The 15,487-nt window shown below is 74.6% G+C and carries 14 protein-coding genes, 2 tRNA genes and 1 other RNA gene; 12 read left to right on the forward strand and 5 right to left on the reverse strand.

Annotation, left to right across the window (positions count from 1 at the left end):
* Window positions 1–200: 200 nt before the first annotated feature.
* Together ACI782_RS25300 and ACI782_RS25305 are read left to right on the forward strand one after the other, a co-directional pair.
* Window positions 201–665, forward strand: coding sequence for a nucleoside deaminase (locus ACI782_RS25300; RefSeq protein ID WP_456912878.1), 465 nt, complete (start codon window positions 201–203; stop codon window positions 663–665).
* 10 nt (window positions 666–675) lie between these two features.
* Window positions 676–763: transfer RNA gene (locus ACI782_RS25305), tRNA-Ser, on the forward strand.
* Window positions 764–822: 59 nt separating this feature from the next.
* On the opposite strand, the gene ACI782_RS25310 is transcribed toward ACI782_RS25305, so the two are convergent.
* Together ACI782_RS25310 and ACI782_RS25315 are read right to left on the reverse strand one after the other, a co-directional pair.
* On the reverse strand, window positions 823–2,373 hold the full coding sequence (locus tag ACI782_RS25310; protein WP_456912879.1) for a serine/threonine-protein kinase: 1,551 nt from the start codon (window positions 2,371–2,373) through the stop codon (window positions 823–825).
* A gap of 36 nt (window positions 2,374–2,409) precedes the next feature.
* Window positions 2,410–2,757, reverse strand: coding sequence for a hypothetical protein (locus ACI782_RS25315; RefSeq protein WP_456912880.1), 348 nt, complete (start codon window positions 2,755–2,757; stop codon window positions 2,410–2,412).
* Between the two features lie 153 nt (window positions 2,758–2,910).
* On the opposite strand from ACI782_RS25315, the gene ACI782_RS25320 reads away from it, so the two are divergent.
* A tRNA-Ser gene (locus ACI782_RS25320) sits at window positions 2,911–2,995 on the forward strand.
* A gap of 38 nt (window positions 2,996–3,033) precedes the next feature.
* Here ACI782_RS25320 and ACI782_RS25325 read toward each other — a convergent pair.
* Entirely contained in the window at window positions 3,034–4,005 is a 972-nt protein-coding gene (locus ACI782_RS25325) for a DMT family transporter (RefSeq protein WP_456912881.1), read from the reverse strand.
* Window positions 4,006–4,202: 197 nt separating this feature from the next.
* Between ACI782_RS25325 and ffs the strand changes: the two genes are divergently transcribed.
* The 3 genes from ffs (at window position 4,203) to ACI782_RS25340 (ending at window position 7,486) form a co-directional block, all read left to right on the forward strand.
* Window positions 4,203–4,298: signal recognition particle sRNA small type (gene ffs, locus ACI782_RS25330), an RNA gene on the forward strand.
* A gap of 75 nt (window positions 4,299–4,373) precedes the next feature.
* Window positions 4,374–6,734 (forward strand): DNA polymerase III subunit gamma and tau, encoded by a 2,361-nt coding sequence (locus ACI782_RS25335; RefSeq protein WP_456912882.1) that lies wholly within the window; start codon window positions 4,374–4,376, stop codon window positions 6,732–6,734.
* A 152-nt stretch (window positions 6,735–6,886) separates the two neighbouring features.
* Complete coding sequence (locus ACI782_RS25340) at window positions 6,887–7,486, forward strand: hypothetical protein (RefSeq protein WP_456912883.1); 600 nt, start codon at window positions 6,887–6,889, stop codon at window positions 7,484–7,486.
* On the opposite strand, the gene ACI782_RS25345 is transcribed toward ACI782_RS25340, so the two are convergent.
* Together ACI782_RS25345 and ACI782_RS25350 are read right to left on the reverse strand one after the other, a co-directional pair.
* The gene (locus ACI782_RS25345; protein WP_456912884.1) at window positions 7,450–7,932 is read right to left on the reverse strand and encodes an SRPBCC family protein; all 483 of its coding nucleotides are present in this window, start codon (window positions 7,930–7,932) and stop codon (window positions 7,450–7,452) included. The genes ACI782_RS25340 and ACI782_RS25345 overlap by 37 nt on opposite strands.
* Window positions 7,929–8,294 carry a metalloregulator ArsR/SmtB family transcription factor gene (locus ACI782_RS25350; protein ID WP_456912885.1) on the reverse strand — a complete coding sequence of 122 codons (366 nt, stop codon included), beginning with the start codon at window positions 8,292–8,294 and terminating at the stop codon, window positions 7,929–7,931. Before ACI782_RS25350 ends, ACI782_RS25345 begins: the two co-directional genes overlap by 4 nt.
* Window positions 8,295–8,433: 139 nt before the next feature.
* Between ACI782_RS25350 and ACI782_RS25355 the strand changes: the two genes are divergently transcribed.
* The 6 genes from ACI782_RS25355 to ACI782_RS25380 all read left to right on the forward strand — a co-directional run bounded on the left by ACI782_RS25355 (window position 8,434) and on the right by ACI782_RS25380 (window position 15,338).
* Entirely contained in the window at window positions 8,434–8,769 is a 336-nt protein-coding gene (locus ACI782_RS25355; protein ID WP_456912886.1) for a YbaB/EbfC family nucleoid-associated protein, read from the forward strand.
* Window positions 8,770–8,804: 35 nt separating this feature from the next.
* Window positions 8,805–9,404 carry a recombination mediator RecR gene (gene recR / locus ACI782_RS25360; protein WP_456912887.1) on the forward strand — a complete coding sequence of 200 codons (600 nt, stop codon included), beginning with the start codon at window positions 8,805–8,807 and terminating at the stop codon, window positions 9,402–9,404.
* A gap of 325 nt (window positions 9,405–9,729) precedes the next feature.
* Window positions 9,730–11,373, forward strand: a complete 1,644-nt coding sequence (locus tag ACI782_RS25365) for an ABC transporter substrate-binding protein (RefSeq protein WP_456912888.1) — start codon at window positions 9,730–9,732, stop codon at window positions 11,371–11,373.
* Window positions 11,374–11,482: 109 nt separating this feature from the next.
* Window positions 11,483–12,586 (forward strand): ABC transporter permease, encoded by a 1,104-nt coding sequence (locus ACI782_RS25370; RefSeq protein WP_456912889.1) that lies wholly within the window; start codon window positions 11,483–11,485, stop codon window positions 12,584–12,586.
* Window positions 12,586–13,650, forward strand: a complete 1,065-nt coding sequence (locus ACI782_RS25375; RefSeq protein WP_456912890.1) for an ABC transporter permease — start codon at window positions 12,586–12,588, stop codon at window positions 13,648–13,650. Before ACI782_RS25370 ends, ACI782_RS25375 begins: the two co-directional genes overlap by 1 nt.
* On the forward strand, window positions 13,647–15,338 hold the full coding sequence (locus ACI782_RS25380) for a dipeptide ABC transporter ATP-binding protein (RefSeq protein WP_456912891.1): 1,692 nt from the start codon (window positions 13,647–13,649) through the stop codon (window positions 15,336–15,338). The genes ACI782_RS25375 and ACI782_RS25380 overlap by 4 nt, the downstream gene beginning before the upstream one ends.
* Window positions 15,339–15,487: the final 149 nt, after the last annotated feature.

Genomic DNA, 15,487 nt, shown 5'->3' on the forward strand with positions numbered 1-15,487 from the left:
CCTCTCCTACGTGGTCGCCCTCGACCTCGTGACCGGGGCGGTACCGTGACCGTGCCCGTAGCGAACCTGTCACCTCGAGGATTCGTGCTCTGCCAACCCTGGTGGGCAGAGCACGAGCGTCCGGCGGTCAGGTCGGCCCCCGCCCCTTCGTGCTCTGCCCACGGTGGTGGGCAGAGCACGAGCACGCTGAGGGGTACCCGGTGACCCTCGACGTCGACGCCGCCATGGAGCGCGCGCTCGAGCTCGCCGCGGCCGCGGAGGAGTGGGGCGACACGCCGATCGGCGCGGTCGTCCTCGGCCCGGACGGCGCCGTCCTCGCCGAGGCCGCCAACGAGCGGGAGAAGCGCGGCGACCCCACCGCCCACGCCGAGGTGCTCGCCCTGCGTGCGGCCGCGCAGGTGCACGGCGACGGCTGGCGGCTGACCGGGACGACGCTCGTGGTGACCCTGGAGCCCTGCACCATGTGCGCCGGCGCGAGCGTGCTGGCCCGGGTGGACCGCGTCGTGTACGGCGCCGACGACCCGAAGGCCGGCGCGGTCGGCTCGCTGTGGGACGTCGTCCGCGACCGCCGGCTCAACCACCGGCCGCAGGTCACCGGCGGGGTCCGGGCCGAGGAGTCCGCCGCGCTCCTACGCGCGTTCTTCCGCCGGAAGCGGGCCCTGTAGTCTCTTCGGCGGTGGCGTGTCCGAGCGGCCGAAGGAGCACGCCTCGAAAGCGTGTGAGGTGCAAGCCTCCGTGGGTTCAAATCCCACCGCCACCGCCAGCCAGCCAGTCCGAAGCCGCCTCCGGGATCCCCGGGGGCGGCTTCGTCGTCTGCGGGCCTCAGCCGAGGGTGTCGACGTACCGGTCGAGATCGACCAGCCACCCGCCGTCGTCGGCCGGCACGAGGCGGACCTCGTGCACCTCGACCTGCCCGCTCCCGTCGGCGCCGGTGAAGCGCACCTCGGTGGTCGCCGTGACCGTGCCGTCCTCGCCGGGCCGGGCGTCGCGGACGGCCTCGAGCTCCACCTCCGACCACGGCGACCAGAAGTCCTCGTAGTACGCGCGGTCGGCCGCGTCGCGCAGGGTCGGCCCGGTCATCGCGTACGCCGCCTCCGGGTCGTCGGGGAGGTGGCCGTAGTACTCGCCCAGGGTCTCCTCGACGACGGCGGCCGAGTCCTCGTCCGCCGGTGACGACGACGCCGGAGGAGGCTGCGCGCCCGCTCCGGCGTCGCCGTCCCGGGTGGTGAACCAGAGGGCGGCGCCCCCGACGAGGAGGACGGCGAGCACGAGGGCGGTCACGAGCGGAGCCCGCCGTCGGCGCACCCGGGTCCAGTGCTCCGGTGGCGCGGCGGGAGGTGGTGCGGCGGGAGGTGGTGCGGCGGGCGGTGGAACCGTGCTCGGGGGCTGCCGGGACGGGGCCGCCGCGGAGTCCGGTGCGCCGAGCGGGGGCGGCGCCGCCGTGGCGGGTGCCCGCGGACGGAGCTCGGCGGTGCGGGCCCGGTTGGTGGACGAGCGCAACCTCGTGCGGGCCAGCAGCACCGTCGTCGGGTCGCCGTCCGGCCCGACGGCCAGCCGGGCGAGCTCGTCGCGCACGTGGTCCATCGTCGGGCGCTGCGCCGGGTCGGTCGCGAGCATCCACCGGAGCAGCCCGCTCATCGAACCGGCCCGCCGTGGGGGCTCGGGCTCCCCTGCGGCGACGCGGTGCAGCAGCCGCAGGGCGTTGTCGTCCATCCCGAACGGGGGCTGGCCCTCCAGGCAGGTGTAGAGCGTCGCGCCGAGGGAGAAGACGTCCGAGGCCGGTGTCATCTCCGCGCCCTGGGCGACCTCCGGGGCGAGGAACGCGGGCGTCCCGGTGATCTGGCCGGTCTGGGTCAGCGTGACGTCGCCCCGGGCGTGCGAGATGCCGAAGTCGGTGATCTTCACCAGCCCGTCGACGTCCGGTCCGGAGCCGATCAGGACGTTGGCCGGCTTCACGTCGCGGTGCACGACCCCGGCGGCGTGCGTGGCGGCCAGCGCGTCGGCGATCTGGGCGCCGACCTGGGCCACGACGTCCACCGGCAGGACGCCGTCCTCGTGCAGCACCTCCGCGAGGCTGCGCGAGGGCAGGTACTCCATGACCAGCCACGGCGAGCCGTCCGCCTCCGCGACGTCGAAGACGCGGATGGCGTGCGGGTGGCTCAGCCGGGCGGTGATGCGGCCCTCGCGCAGCGCGCGCTGGCGCTGCCGCTCCACGGCGGCGTCGTCGGCCCCGGTGGGCGGCAGCACCTGCTTGAGCGCGACCTGCCGTCCCAGCCGGTCGTCGTGGGCCAGCCAGACCGTGCCCATGCCGCCGCCGCCGATCCGCGACAGCAGCCGGTAGCGGTCGGCGACCAGCTGGTCGGGTGTGGTCATCGCCGGTCCCCGTCCCGCGGGGGTGGGTGGCGCGGGTCAGACCCCGGAGGGGACGCCGTAGCGGCGGGCGTACTCCTCCTGGGCGCCCGCGGGCAGCGCGTCGTAGAGCTCGCCGAGCTCGCGGGCGGCGTCGGGGGAGAGGTCGTCGAACAGCCGCTCCCAGGTGGGCGGCTCGTCGTAGCTGCGGGTCAGCAGCAGCTCCCAGGCGCGGGTCTGCCGGTCCCGCTTGCTCCGCTCGGCGGCGAACTCCGACAGGTAGCGGTCCTTGGCGGCGTCCTTCTCGGCCTTGGTGGCCGACGGCGGCAGGCCCGAGGGGTCGGCCCCCTTGAGCACCGCGACGATGGCGTCCACGACGTCGGGCCGGGGCTGGTCGGTCTCGGTCATGGGGGCCTCCTCGTGGTGCTGCGTTGCCGGGGGAGCGGCGTTCCGGACCAGCCTTCCCCACGGTGCCGACGGGAAACACCCCCGCCGTCCCGCGCCGTCCGGGTGCCGCGGCTGAAGTCCCCCGGGCGGCCCGGTATCCTGGTCGGCGCAGTTGGAGGATTCGCCTAGTGGCCTATGGCGCTCGCTTGGAAAGCGGGTTGGGGGCAACCCCTCGGGAGTTCGAATCTCCCATCCTCCGCCGAGACGGCCTGCCTGTGGGGACAGGCAGGTCCCTCCTCAGCCGGCGGGTTCCGGGACGACGTCGGGCCGGGTGCGGGCGCCGAGCCGCCGCAGGTAGAGCCCCGCGACCGCGCCGAGCACCAGCAGGCCGCCCGCGAGCGCCCCGAGCGGCAGCCGCTCGCCCAGGAACGCGGTGGCCAGCACCGTCGCGGTCACCGGCTCGAGCAGGGTGACGATGGCGGCGACCGCGCCGGGCACCGTGCGCAGCCCGCGGAAGAACAGCGCGTAGGCCGCGGCGCTCGGCACCGCGCCCAGGTAGAGCAGCGTGGTCAGCGCCACCGGCTCCGCGGTGAGGCGCAGACCCGCGGCCAGCGCCACGGGCGTGAGCAGCAGCGCCCCGCCGACGAACCCGGCCAGGGTCACCGGGACGCCGGCCGGCACGTGCGCGCTGGCGAGGGTGACCACCGCGTAGCCCAGGGCGGACCCGACCGCCATCAGGGCGCCGAGCAGCACCGCCGTCCCGGTCGAGGCCCCGGCGGTCAGGCCCACCAGCAGGCCGAGGCCGGTCAGCGCGACGGCCAGCGCGAGCAGCGTCGCGCGGTCGGGCCGGCCGTGGCCGAGCAGCGCCGCCCCGACGGCGATGAGCAGCGGGGCCAGGCCGAGCGCGACCAGCGTGGCGATGCTCACCCCCGCCGTCGCGACCGCGGCGAAGTAGGCGAGCTGGTAGGCGGCCAGCCCCGCCGCGACCAGCCCCAGCCGGACGGCGACCGGCCAGGTCAGCGGGCCGCGAGCCGGGCGGCGCCGGCGCGTGAGCAGGTGCGCGGCGAGCAGGACCGCGGCGCCGATGGCCATGCGGTGCCAGGCGATGTCGAGCGGGCCGAGGTCGGTGCGGTCGGCGACGACGCGGCCGCTGACGCCCGCGGTGCCCCAGCACAGGGCGGCGAGGACGACGAACACGAACCCGCCGGCCGCGGGGCCGGTCGGGGACCCGCTGGCAGCGGTGGACGAGCGGGGACGGAGGGTGGACATGACGCTCCTGGTCGGTTCCGGATCGGGGAGTCGGTCCGGAGCACGGCGCAGGGCCGGACGCGGTGCGCGTCCGGGCCGGTCAGCCCGCGGTGCTCCGGGTCAGGAGCGGGGCGGGGGCAGGACGAGCGCACAGGCCATGGCGCGAGAGCGTAACCAGGGCACCCACCACCGGCCGAACGGTTTCCTCTACAGTGGGGGACGACCCCTCGTGTGGCGTCAACCTGTGAACCTCCCCAGGGCCGGAAGGCAGCAAGGATAAGCGGGCTCTGGCGGGTGCGCGGGGGGTCCCTGCTTTTCCCGGGCCGGGCGGGACGCAGCGCGCGGCGGAGGTCCCCGGCGACGTCCGACCCGCCACGTAACCTCGTCGCGTGGCTCTGGCGCTCTACCGGAAGTACCGCCCGGCGACCTTCGCCGAGGTGGTCGGCCAGGAGCACGTGACCGCCCCGCTGGTCAACGCCGTCGACGGCGGGCGGATCAACCACGCCTACCTGTTCAGCGGGCCGCGCGGGTGCGGCAAGACGTCCTCGGCGCGGATCCTCGCCCGGTCGCTGAACTGCGAGCAGGGGCCGACGTCCACGCCGTGCGGGGTCTGCACGTCCTGCGTCGCGCTCGCCCCCGACGGCCCGGGCTCGATCGACGTCATCGAGATCGACGCGGCGAGCCACGGTGGTGTCGACGACGCCCGCGACCTGCGCGAACGCGCGTTCTTCGCACCGGTGCACAGCCGCTACAAGGTCTACATCGTCGACGAGGCGCACATGGTGACCACGCAGGGCTTCAACGCCCTGCTCAAGGTCGTCGAGGAGCCGCCGGAGTTCCTCGTCTTCGTGTTCGCGACCACCGAGCCGGACAAGGTGCTGCCCACCATCCGGTCGCGCACGCACCACTACCCGTTCCGGCTGGTGCCGCCGACGACGCTGCGCGGCCTGCTCGAGAAGACCTGCGCCGCCGAAGGGGTGCAGGTCGAGCCGACGGTGTTCCCGCTGGTGGTCCGCGCGGGCGGCGGCTCGGTGCGCGACTCGCTGTCGATCCTCGACCAGTTGCTGGCCGGCGCGGGGCCCGAGGGCGTCACCTACAAGAGCGCCGTCGGGCTGCTCGGCGTCACCGACGACGCGCTGCTCGACGAGACGATCGACGCCCTGGCCGCGCACGACGCGCCCGCCGTCTTCCGCGCCGTCGACCGGGTCGTCGAGGCCGGGCACGACCCCCGCCGGTTCGCCACCGACCTGCTCGACCGGCTGCGCGACCTCATCGTGCTCGACGCCGTCCCGGACGCCGGGGGCAACGGCCTGCTCGACTGCCCGCCCGACCGGCTGGACCTCATGAGCTCCCAGGCGCAGGCCCTGGGCTCGGCGACCCTGTCGCGGATGGCCGACACCGTGCACGAGGGCCTGACCGAGATGCGCGGGACGACGGCGCCGCGGCTGCTGCTGGAACTGGTGTGCGCGCGGATGCTCCTGCCCGCCACCGACGACTCGGCGGCCGCCACTCTCCAGCGGCTCGAGCGCCTCGAGCGGCGGATGTCGATCGCCGGTGAGCACGCCGGGCGGCCGGTCGCCGACGCGCCGGTGCGCGAGGCCCGGCGGGAGCCCGCGGAGGCCCGGCGGGATCCGGTGGAGGCGACTCCGCCGGTGACGGAGCAGCCGGCCGGGCCCCGTCGCGAGTTCGTGCGGAAGTCCCAGGCGGCCGCGGCCAGCCCGGCTGCCCCGGCGCCGGCGACCCGGCCGGCAGCACCTGCGGGCCCCGCCGCTGCTGGTCCGGCCGCCCCCGCCCCCGCGCCCGCCGCCCCCGCGCCGGCCGCTGCCCCGGAGCCGCCGCGCGCCGAGCCGGCCCGGACCCCGGCCGCCGACGACTGGCCCGAGACGACGCCGCCCGGGTCCGCCGCGCCGCCGGCCCGCCCGGCCCCGGCTGCCGGCGACTGGCCCGCCACCACCCCGCCCGGCTCCGGCGCGCCGTCCCGTCCGGCGCCCGCGGCCCCGCCGGCTCCCCCGGCCCCGCCGGCGCCCGCGGAGGAGTCCCGCCGGCCGCGGGTCGCCGCCGGCGAGCCCGACATCCCGCTGCCCCCGGAGCCGACCGACGACGAGGACGGGTGGCCGCACCCTGCCCGTCCCGCGGCGGCCGCCGCGGCGGCGGCGCGCACCGAGCAGCCGCGCCCGGCCGCTCCCACGGCACCCCGGGCGGCTGCGGGGTCCTCGCCCGCGCCGCGCGGTGCCGAGCCGACGCCGGTGGTCTCGGCCGACCCGGAGCCGGCGACGTCGGCGGGCGACGGCGAGCTGACCACCAGCGACGTCCGCCGGGTGTGGCCGGAGCTGCTGAAGGTCGTGCGCGGACACAAGCGCACCACCGAGGCGCTGCTCAAGAGCGCCCAGGTGCAGGACCTCGGCGGCGGCGTGCTCACCCTCGCGGCGACCTCACCGGCGCTGGCCAAGATGCTCGGGGACGACCTCAACAAGGACGTCGTCCGGCAGGCGCTGCAGGAACTGCTCGGCGTGCGCTGGAAGGTGCAGGTCGTCGTCGAGGGCGCGGCCCGCAGCGGCGCACCGACGGTGTCGCCCGAGGTGGCCCGCGAGGCGGCGCGGGCGGCGGAGGCCGCCGAGGCCCGCGAGCTCATGGCCGAGCGGGCGGCCGAGGGGGCCGGCGAGCGGGAGCCCGAGCCGGCGGTCGACCCCGAGCAGGCGGCCCTGGCGCTGCTGCGCACCCAGCTCGGCGCCCGGCCCGTCGACGGCTGAGCGCCCGCGGTCCTGCGATCAGGGAGGGCGTTCGAGGCGGTCCGGGTCAGCGCTCAGGTGATCTTGCTCACTTCCGCTCCGTGGACGTCGGCGGTCTGCCGTTGGCAGGGGAGTCCGGGTGGAACCACCGCCCCGGCGGCAGGAGCCGACCCATGACCACGAGGCGACACCCGCCCGTCGCCGTCCTCGCGCTGGCGGCCCTCATCGGCGTGCTCGGGGTGGTCGCCGCCCCTGGCACCGCCCACGCGGAGATCGTCGGCGACACCGACCGTTCGGAGCCACCCGACGTCGTTCCCTTCATCGACTGCGTCAGCCAGAACGCCGACGGCAGCTGGACGGCGGTCTTCGGCTACGACAACCGCACCGGCAGCAACGTCACCATCCCGATCGGCCCGGCCAACCAGGTCACCCCCACCCCCACCGGGCGGCTGCAGCCGACCGGGTTCCGTCCCGGTGTCCGGCACGGGGTGTTCGCCGTCACCGCCACCGGGGAGACGGGCCCGATGTGGCACCTGGGCACCAGCAACCTGCAGGCCCGGCGGACCGGCACGGCGTGTCCCGCGGACACCCAGATGCCCGCCGAGGGCAACGGCACGGGAGGCGTCCTCGCCCTCGGCGCGGCCGGCGTGGTCGGGGCGGTCCTGCTCCGGAGGGTCGGGCGCCGGCGTGGGGTGCACCCGCCGACGGCCCGATCCCAGGAACCCGGACGGCACGGTCAGTCGCGGGCGAGGACCTCGTCGAGCTTCTCGTAGCCCTCGCGGATGCCGACCTCCATGCCGCTGGCGACCATGGCGTCCCGGTCGGCGAAGGAGTCGACCAGAGAGGTCGTGGTCAGCCGGGTGCGGCCGTCGCCCAGGTCCTCGAGGACGAGCTTCTCCAGCGCCACCCCCTCGGGCATGCCCTCGAAGGTGAAGGTCTGGACGATCAGCTCGTCCGGCCGCACCTCGTGGAAGCAGCCCCGGAAGCCGTACTCCTCGCCGTCCTGCCGGTGCACGTAGCGGTACGAGCCGCCGGTGCGGCAGTCGTACTGGTCGATCGTCATCTCCAGATCGCGCGGCCCGAGCCACTGGACCAGGAGGTCGGGGTCGGTGTGCGCGCGGAAGACCTTGGCCGGCGGGGCGTCGAACTCCCGGACGATCCGGACCAGCGGGACGTCGGGGTCGACGATGATCTGGGTCTCGTGTGTGGTGGCGGTCATGACGGTGTTCCTTCCTCGGGCGTGTGGGGCGGGGGGACGTCGTCCGGCATGTTCCGGAGGACGTCGTCGAGACGGCGGTAGCGCTCCTCGGCCTGGCGCCGGTAGCGCTCGATCCACTTCGTCATGAGGTCGAAGACCTCGGCTTCCAGGTGGACCGGGCGGCGTTGGGCATCCCTGCTCCGGCTGACCAGGCCGGCCTCCTCGAGCACCCGCAGGTGCTTGGAGACCGCCTGCACGCTCACGTCGTAGGGCTCGGCGAGCTCACCGACGGTCGCGTCGGCCACCGCGAGACGGGCGACCATGTCGCGCCGGGTGGGGTCGGCCAGGGCCGCGAAGACCCGGGAGAGCGGATCAGCGGCCACGTTCCCTCCTCTCTCTTGCTCAACCAATCGGTTGAGTACAAGAGTGGTCCCACCGCACGGCGTTGTCAACCCGTTGGTTGAAGAAGTTGGTCGGCTCGTCGTCCCGGCGGGTGTCGCACCCGCGGCCTACTCTCGGGTCATGTTCCCCGGAGGCCAGCCCGACATGGCACGCCTGCTCGAGCAGGCGCAGCAGATGCAGCAGCAGCTGGCTGCGGCGCAGGAGCAGTTGGCCCAGGAGACGGTGACCGGCTCGGCCGGCGGCGGCCTGGTCACCGCGACCATGACCGGCCAGGGCGAGCTCGCCGCGGTCACCATCGCCCCCGAGGCCGTCGACCCCGACGACGTCGAGACGCTGCAGGACCTCGTGGTCGCCGCCGTCCGCGACGCCTCGCGCCAGGTCAACGAACTCACCGCCAGTCGCATGGGCCCGCTCGCCGGCGGGCTGGGCGGCGGCCTGGGGCTGCCCGGCCTCTGAGCCGCGGCGCCCTCGTTCCCGACGAGAGGACCACCGTGTACGAGGGGGCCGTCCAGGACCTCATCGACGAGCTCGGCCGCCTGCCCGGCGTCGGGCCCAAGAGTGCGCAGCGCATCGCGTTCCACCTGCTGGCCGCGGAGTCCGCCGACGTCGGCCGGCTGGTCGCCGCGCTGCAGCGCGTCCAGGCCGAGGTCCGCTTCTGCGTGACCTGCTACAACGTCGCCGAGGGCGAGCAGTGCCGCATCTGCCGCGACCCGCGGCGCAGCGACGACGTCATCTGCGTCGTCGAGGAGCCCAAGGACGTCGTCGCCATCGAGCGCACCCGCGAGTTCCGCGGGCGCTACCACGTGCTCGGCGGGGCGATCAGCCCGATCGAGGGCGTCGGCCCCGACGACCTGCGGGTCAAGGAGCTGATGACGCGGCTGATGAGCGGCGCGGTGACCGAGCTGATCATCGCCACCGACCCGAACCTGGAGGGCGAGGCGACCGCCGCGTACCTCGCGCGGCTGGTGGCGCCGATGGGCCTGGCGGTGTCCCGGCTGGCCAGCGGTCTGCCGGTGGGCGGGGACCTGGAGTACGCCGACGAGGTCACGCTGGGGCGGGCTTTCGAGGGCCGCCGCCGCATCGACGCGTGACGACAGCCGCGGGAGCATCGCAGCGAGGAACGAGCGAGGAGCGGACTGCGGCGCGGAGTCGCGCCATGGGCAGCGCCTGAGAGAGGGCCCCGTCCTCCCCGCTCCTCGCGGGCTCGGGGCGGCGCCGCTGGACGGGGCCGGGGCGGGAGGCGTCCGCGGACGCCGACGCCCGGGGCCCGCAGTCACGAGCGGGTAACAGTGCCGCGCGGGCCATCGGGCTGGGCGAACGCTGTGCTACGCATGGGTAACCAACACCCATACCCCGCCGTGAACCGGACCATGTCCGGCGTCCGCGGGGGTTCTCAGGAAGAACGAAGGTAGGCGGATGAGTTCCGTTCTGACCGGCCGGCGGCGCGTGCGCGCTGCCACGGCGGGCCTCGCGGTGACCGCGCTGGCCCTGGCGGCGTGCGGCGGCGGTGACGGCGACGGCGGTGGTTCCGGTGGCGGCGGCGGCGACGCGCTGACGATCGGCACCAGCGACAAGATCACCACCATCGACCCCGCGGGTTCGTACGACAACGGCTCCTTCGCCGTCATGAACCAGGTGTTCCCGTTCCTCATGAACACCGACTACGGCAGCCCGGACGTCGTCCCCGACATCGCCGAGTCGGCCGAGTTCACCTCGCCCACGCAGTACACGGTGACCCTCAAGCCCGGTCTGACGTGGGCCAACGGCAACGAGCTCACCTCGTCGGACGTGAAGTTCACCTTCGACCGGATGGTCGCCATCAACGACCCGAACGGTCCGGCCGCGCTGCTGGCCAACCTCGCCAGCGTCGACGCCCCCGACGACACGACCGTCGTCTTCAACCTGGAGAACGGCAACGACCAGACGTTCCCGCAGATCCTGTCGAGCCCGGCCGGCCCGATCGTCGACGAGGAGGTCTTCTCGGCCACCGCGCTGACCCCGGACCAGGAGATCGTCGACGGCAACGCCTTCGCGGGGCCGTACGTGATCACCAACTACGACCAGAACAACCTGATCTCGTACGAGGCCAACCCCGACTACCAGGGCCTGCTCGGTGCGCCGGCGACCGACCGGGTCAACGTCAAGTACTACGCCGACTCCTCGAACCTGAAGCTGGACATCGAGGAGGGCAACATCGACGTCGCCTTCCGCAGCCTGTCGGCGACCGACATCGACGACCTGCGCGGCAACGACGAGGTCGAGGTCGTGGACGGCCCCGGCGGCGAGATCCGCTACATCGTCTTCAACTTCAACACCCAGCCCTTCGGCGCCGGCCAGCCCGACGCCGACCCGGCCAAGGCCACGGCGGTGCGCCAGGCCGTGGCCCACCTGCTGGACCGGCAGGAGATCGCCGACCAGGTCTACAAGGGCACCTACACCCCGCTGTACTCCTTCGTCCCCGAGGGCCTGACCGGCGCCGTCACGCCGCTGAAGGACCTCTACGGCGACGGCAACGGCGGCCCGGACGCCGACAAGGCGGCGCAGACGCTGCAGGCGGCGGGCGTGCAGACCCCGGTGCAGCTGTCCCTGCAGTACTCCAACGACCACTACGGCCCGTCCTCGGGTGACGAGTACGCGCTGATCCAGGACCAGCTGGAGTCCACGGGGCTGTTCCAGGTGAACCTGCAGACCACCGAGTGGGTGCAGTACTCCGAGGACCGCGTGGCCGACGTCTACCCGGCGTACCAGCTCGGCTGGTTCCCGGACTACTCCGACGCCGACAACTACCTCACGCCGTTCTTCCTCACCGAGAACTTCCTGAGCAACCACTACCAGAACCAGCAGGTCAACGACCTGATCCTGCAGCAGGTGACGACGCCGGACCCGGCCGAGCGCACCGCCCTCATCGAGCAGATCCAGCAGCTCGAGGCGCAGGACCTCTCGACGGTGCCCTACCTGCAGGGCGCCCAGGTGGCCGTCGTCCGCACCGGCGTGGAGGGCGCGGCGGACACGCTCGACGCGTCCTTCAAGTTCCGCTACGGGGCCCTCAGCAAGGGCTGACCGGAGCGGAGAGACACTGGCGACACCGGCCCCGGGGGACCCGCCGCAGCGGCGGGGTCCCCCGGGGCCTCCCGTGTGCGGGGGACCCGCACCGACGGAAGTGACACCCATGACCACTGCAGCGACCGAGCTGGCAGCCGGCGACCCGACCCAGGAGGAGGCGCCCGCGGGGCGCCGGCGCCGAGGCGGCGGAGGCGGCCTGAGCAGCTACCTCCTGATCCGCTTCCTGCTGATCTTCCCCACCGTCTTCATCCTGGTGACGACGGTCTTCTTCCTCATGCGGTCGACCGGTGACCCCATCACCGCGGCCCTCGGCGGCCGGCTCACCGCCGCCGAGCTCGCCCAGCGGGTCCAGGAGGCCGGCTACGACCGCCCGCTGCTGGTCCAGTACCTCGAGTACCTGGGCAACGTCTTCACCGGCGACTTCGGCACGACGCTGTCCGACCGGCGTCCGGTCACCGAGGTGCTCACCACGTTCGGGACGGCGACCCTGGAGCTGGCCTGCTACGCGCTGCTCGTCGCCTTCGTCGTCGGCATCCCGCTCGGCCGGCTGGCGGCCTACTCCCGGGACAGGTGGCCCGACGCGGTCCTGCGGGTCTTCGCGATCCTCTGCTACGCCACCCCGGTCTTCTTCGCGGGCCTGGTCCTCAAGCTGGTCTTCGCCAGCGGCCTGGGCTGGCTGCCCGTCGCCGGCCGCGCCTCGACCGGAGCGGAGATCGAGCTGCAGTTCCTCGAGAACCCGACCGGCATCTACCTGATCGACGCGATCCGGCTCGGCGACCCCGACGTGGTGCTCGACGTGCTGGAGCACGCGGTGCTGCCCGCGATCGCGCTGGGCCTGCTGACCGCCGGGGTCTTCCTCCGGCTGGTCCGCACCAACGTCATCGGCACGCTCGGCTCCGGGTACGTCGAGGCGGCCCGCTCCCGCGGCGTGGCCGAGCGGCGGCTGCTGCGCAAGCACGCCTACCGGCCGGCGCTCATCCCGATCATCACCGTCATCGGCCTGCAGATCGCCCTCCTCCTCGGCGGCGCCGTGCTCACCGAGACCACCTTCGAGTGGAAGGGCCTGGGCTTCCAGCTCGCCGAGTACCTGCAGGCCCGCGACTTCGTGGCGGTGCAGGGCATCGTCGCGCTGCTCGCGGTGATCGTCGCCGTCACCAACTTCCTCGTCGACGTGATCGCCGCGCTCATCGACCCCCGGGTGAGGTACTGATGGCCACCGCCACGACTCCCGTCGAGGAGACCCCCCGCGCCGACCCTGCCCGCCGCGGCTGGCGCCGGCTGCCCGTCGTCCACCAGCTGCGGCAGAGCGTCGGGCTGCAGCGCGGCATGCTCGTCGCCGGACTGGTCCTGATGGGCGTGTTCCTGCTGACCGCGGTGTTCGCGCCGCTGCTCGCGCCGTACGGCTACGACCAGCTGCGGGACGCCGACGGCTCGTTCGGCGCGCAGCAGCCCCCGTCGGCCGAGCACTGGCTGGGCACCACCGTCGGCGGCTACGACGTCCTCTCCCGCGTCGTCTACGGGTCGCGCACGGCGCTCATGGTCATCGTGGTCGCGATCGTGCTGTCGCTGTTCGCCGGCGTGCTGCTCGGCCTGGTGTCCGGCTACTTCGGCGGCTGGCTGGACCGCGTGCTCGTCGTCGTCTGCGACGCCGTCTACGCGTTCCCGTCGCTGCTGCTCGCGATCATCATGGCGATCGTCATCAGCGGCGGTCAGTCCAGCCTGATCGGCGGCATCCTGGCCGCGGCCATCTCCATCACCGTGGTGTTCATCCCGCAGTACTTCCGGGTGGTGCGCGCCGAGACGGTGCGGATCAAGAGCGAGGCCTTCGTCGAGTCCGCCCGGGTGGTCGGCGCCGGCCACTGGCGGATCATGAGCCGGCACGTGCTGCGCAACGCCACCCGCACGCTGCCGCTGATCCTCACGCTCAACGCCTCCGAGGCGATCCTGACCCTCGCCGGGCTGGGCTTCCTCGGCTTCGGCATCGAGCCCACCGCCGCGGCGGAGTGGGGCTTCGACCTGAACAAGTCGCTGTCCGACGTCACCAGCGGCATCTGGTGGACGTCGATCTTCCCCGGCCTGGCGATCGTGCTCGTCGTCCTCGGGCTGACGCTGGTCGGCGAGAGCCTCAACGACCTGGCCGACCCGCGGCTGCGCAGCCGCCGCGCGGTCGAGGCCGGGGACGCCGCGGAGACGCCGGTCGTGCCCGGCGGTCCGCTGGGCGCCGGGCCGGGCGGCCTGTCCGGGCTCGAGACGATGGGAGGGAAGGGGCTGTGACCAGCGCTCGCGACGACGTCGTCGCCATCGACGGCCTGTCGGTCACCTTCGCCACGGACGCCGGTCCGATCACCGCCGTCCACGGCGTCAGCCTGTCGGTGGCCGCCGGCGAGGTCCTGGCGGTCGTCGGCGAGAGCGGCAGCGGCAAGACCGTGACCGCGCGCAGCATCCTGGGCCTGCTGCCCGAGACCGCGCGCACCCGCGGTGCCGTGCTGCTGCGCAGCAAGGACGGCGCCGAACAGCGCGACGTCGTCACGCTGTCGCCGCGGCAGCTCGGGGACGTCCGCGGCCGGGACGCCGCGATGGTGTTCCAGGAGCCCTCGACCGCGCTCAACCCGGTGTACCCGGTGGGCTGGCAGATCGCCGAGGGCCTGCGGGCGCACGGGCGGTACAGCCGCAAGGAGGCCCGCGAGAAGGCGATCGACGTCCTCCGGCGGGTCGGCATCCCCGATCCCGAGGAGCGGGTGGACCACTACCCGCACCAGTTCTCCGGCGGCCAGAAGCAGCGCATCGTCATCGCCCAGGCCCTCGTGCTCGACCCCGGCGTGATCATCGCCGACGAGCCGACGACCGCCCTCGACGTGACGGTGCAGGCCGAGATCCTCGACCTGCTGCGCCGCTGCCGGGACGAGTTCGGCGCCGCGATCGTGCTGATCACGCACAACATGGGCGTCGTCGCCGACCTCGCCGACCGGGTCGCGGTCATGTACCAGGGCCGGATCGTCGAGCAGGCCGACGTCCGGACGCTGTTCTCCGCGCCCCGGGAGCCCTACACCCGGCAGCTGCTGGGCTCGGTGCCCCGCCTCGGGGAGGGGCGGGCGCGGGCCGAGGAGCGCGCGGCCGGCCGCCCGGCCGGCTGGGCCGCCGCGACCCCGGTGGTGGAGGCGCGCGACCTGCGGATCGTCTACCCCGGGCGGCTGCGCCAGCCGGACTTCGTCGCCGTGGACGGCGTCAGCTTCGCCATCCGCCCCGGTGAGGTGCTCGGGCTGGTCGGGGAGAGCGGCAGCGGCAAGACGACGATCGGGCGGGCCATCGCCGGGCTGACCAGGGTCACCGACGGCTCGCTGCAGGTGCTCGGCACCGAGGTGCGCGGCGTGAAGGAGAAGGCGTTCCGGCCGGTGCGCCGGCGGATCGGCTTCGTCTTCCAGGACCCGGCCTCCAGCTTCAACCCGCTGCTCACCATCGCCGAGGCGGTCGCCGAGCCGCTGGTCGTCAACGGCCGGGCCGGTGACCCGCGCGCCGCCCGCGGCCGGGTCGACGAGCTGCTGGAGGCGGTGCAGCTGCCGAGGAGCTTCGGGGACCGCTTCCCGCACGAGCTCTCCGGCGGGCAGCGGCAGCGGGCCAGCCTGGCCCGGTCGCTCGCGCTGGACCCCGAGCTGCTCGTCGCCGACGAGCCGACGTCGGCGCTCGACGTCTCGGTGCAGGCCCGGGTGCTGGAGCTGTTCGCCGAGCTGCAGCGGGAGCTGGGCTTCGCCTGCCTGTTCATCAGCCACGACCTCGCCGTCGTCGACCTGCTCGCCGACCGGATCGCGGTGCTCTACCGCGGCCGGCTGGTCGAGGAGGGCACGGGCGCGGAGGTGCTGGGCGCGCCGCAGCACGCCTACACCCAGCGGCTGCTGGCCTCGCTGCCGGTGCCCGACCCCGAGGAGCAGGCCCGCCGTCGAGCGCTCTGGGAGCAGCTGGGCTGAGGCACCAGCGGCGGGGGGGGGGGGGGGGGGGGGGGGGGGGGGGGGGGGGGGGGGGGGGGGGGGGGGGGGGGGGGGGGGGGGGGGGGGGGGGCGGGGGGCGGGGGCGGCGGGGGGGCGGGGGGGCGGGGCGGCGCGGGCGGGGGGGGGGG

The sequence above is a fragment of the Geodermatophilus sp. SYSU D00703 genome (genome assembly GCF_054050155.1).

What these genes read in the sequence shown, in the direction of transcription:
- ACI782_RS25310 (WP_456912879.1), bottom strand. Translation starts at nt 2,373, where the DNA reads ATGACCACACCCGACCAGCTGGTCGCCGACCGCTACCGGCTGCTGTCG.
- ACI782_RS25315 (WP_456912880.1), bottom strand. Translation starts at nt 2,757, where the DNA reads ATGACCGAGACCGACCAGCCCCGGCCCGACGTCGTGGACGCCATCGTC.
- ACI782_RS25325 (WP_456912881.1), bottom strand. Translation starts at nt 4,005, where the DNA reads ATGTCCACCCTCCGTCCCCGCTCGTCCACCGCTGCCAGCGGGTCCCCG.
- ACI782_RS25340 (WP_456912883.1), top strand. Translation starts at nt 6,887, where the DNA reads ATGACCACGAGGCGACACCCGCCCGTCGCCGTCCTCGCGCTGGCGGCC.
- ACI782_RS25345 (WP_456912884.1), bottom strand. Translation starts at nt 7,932, where the DNA reads ATGACCGCCACCACACACGAGACCCAGATCATCGTCGACCCCGACGTC.
- ACI782_RS25355 (WP_456912886.1), top strand. Translation starts at nt 8,434, where the DNA reads ATGTTCCCCGGAGGCCAGCCCGACATGGCACGCCTGCTCGAGCAGGCG.
- ACI782_RS25365 (WP_456912888.1), top strand. Translation starts at nt 9,730, where the DNA reads ATGAGTTCCGTTCTGACCGGCCGGCGGCGCGTGCGCGCTGCCACGGCG.
- ACI782_RS25370 (WP_456912889.1), top strand. Translation starts at nt 11,483, where the DNA reads ATGACCACTGCAGCGACCGAGCTGGCAGCCGGCGACCCGACCCAGGAG.
- ACI782_RS25375 (WP_456912890.1), top strand. Translation starts at nt 12,586, where the DNA reads ATGGCCACCGCCACGACTCCCGTCGAGGAGACCCCCCGCGCCGACCCT.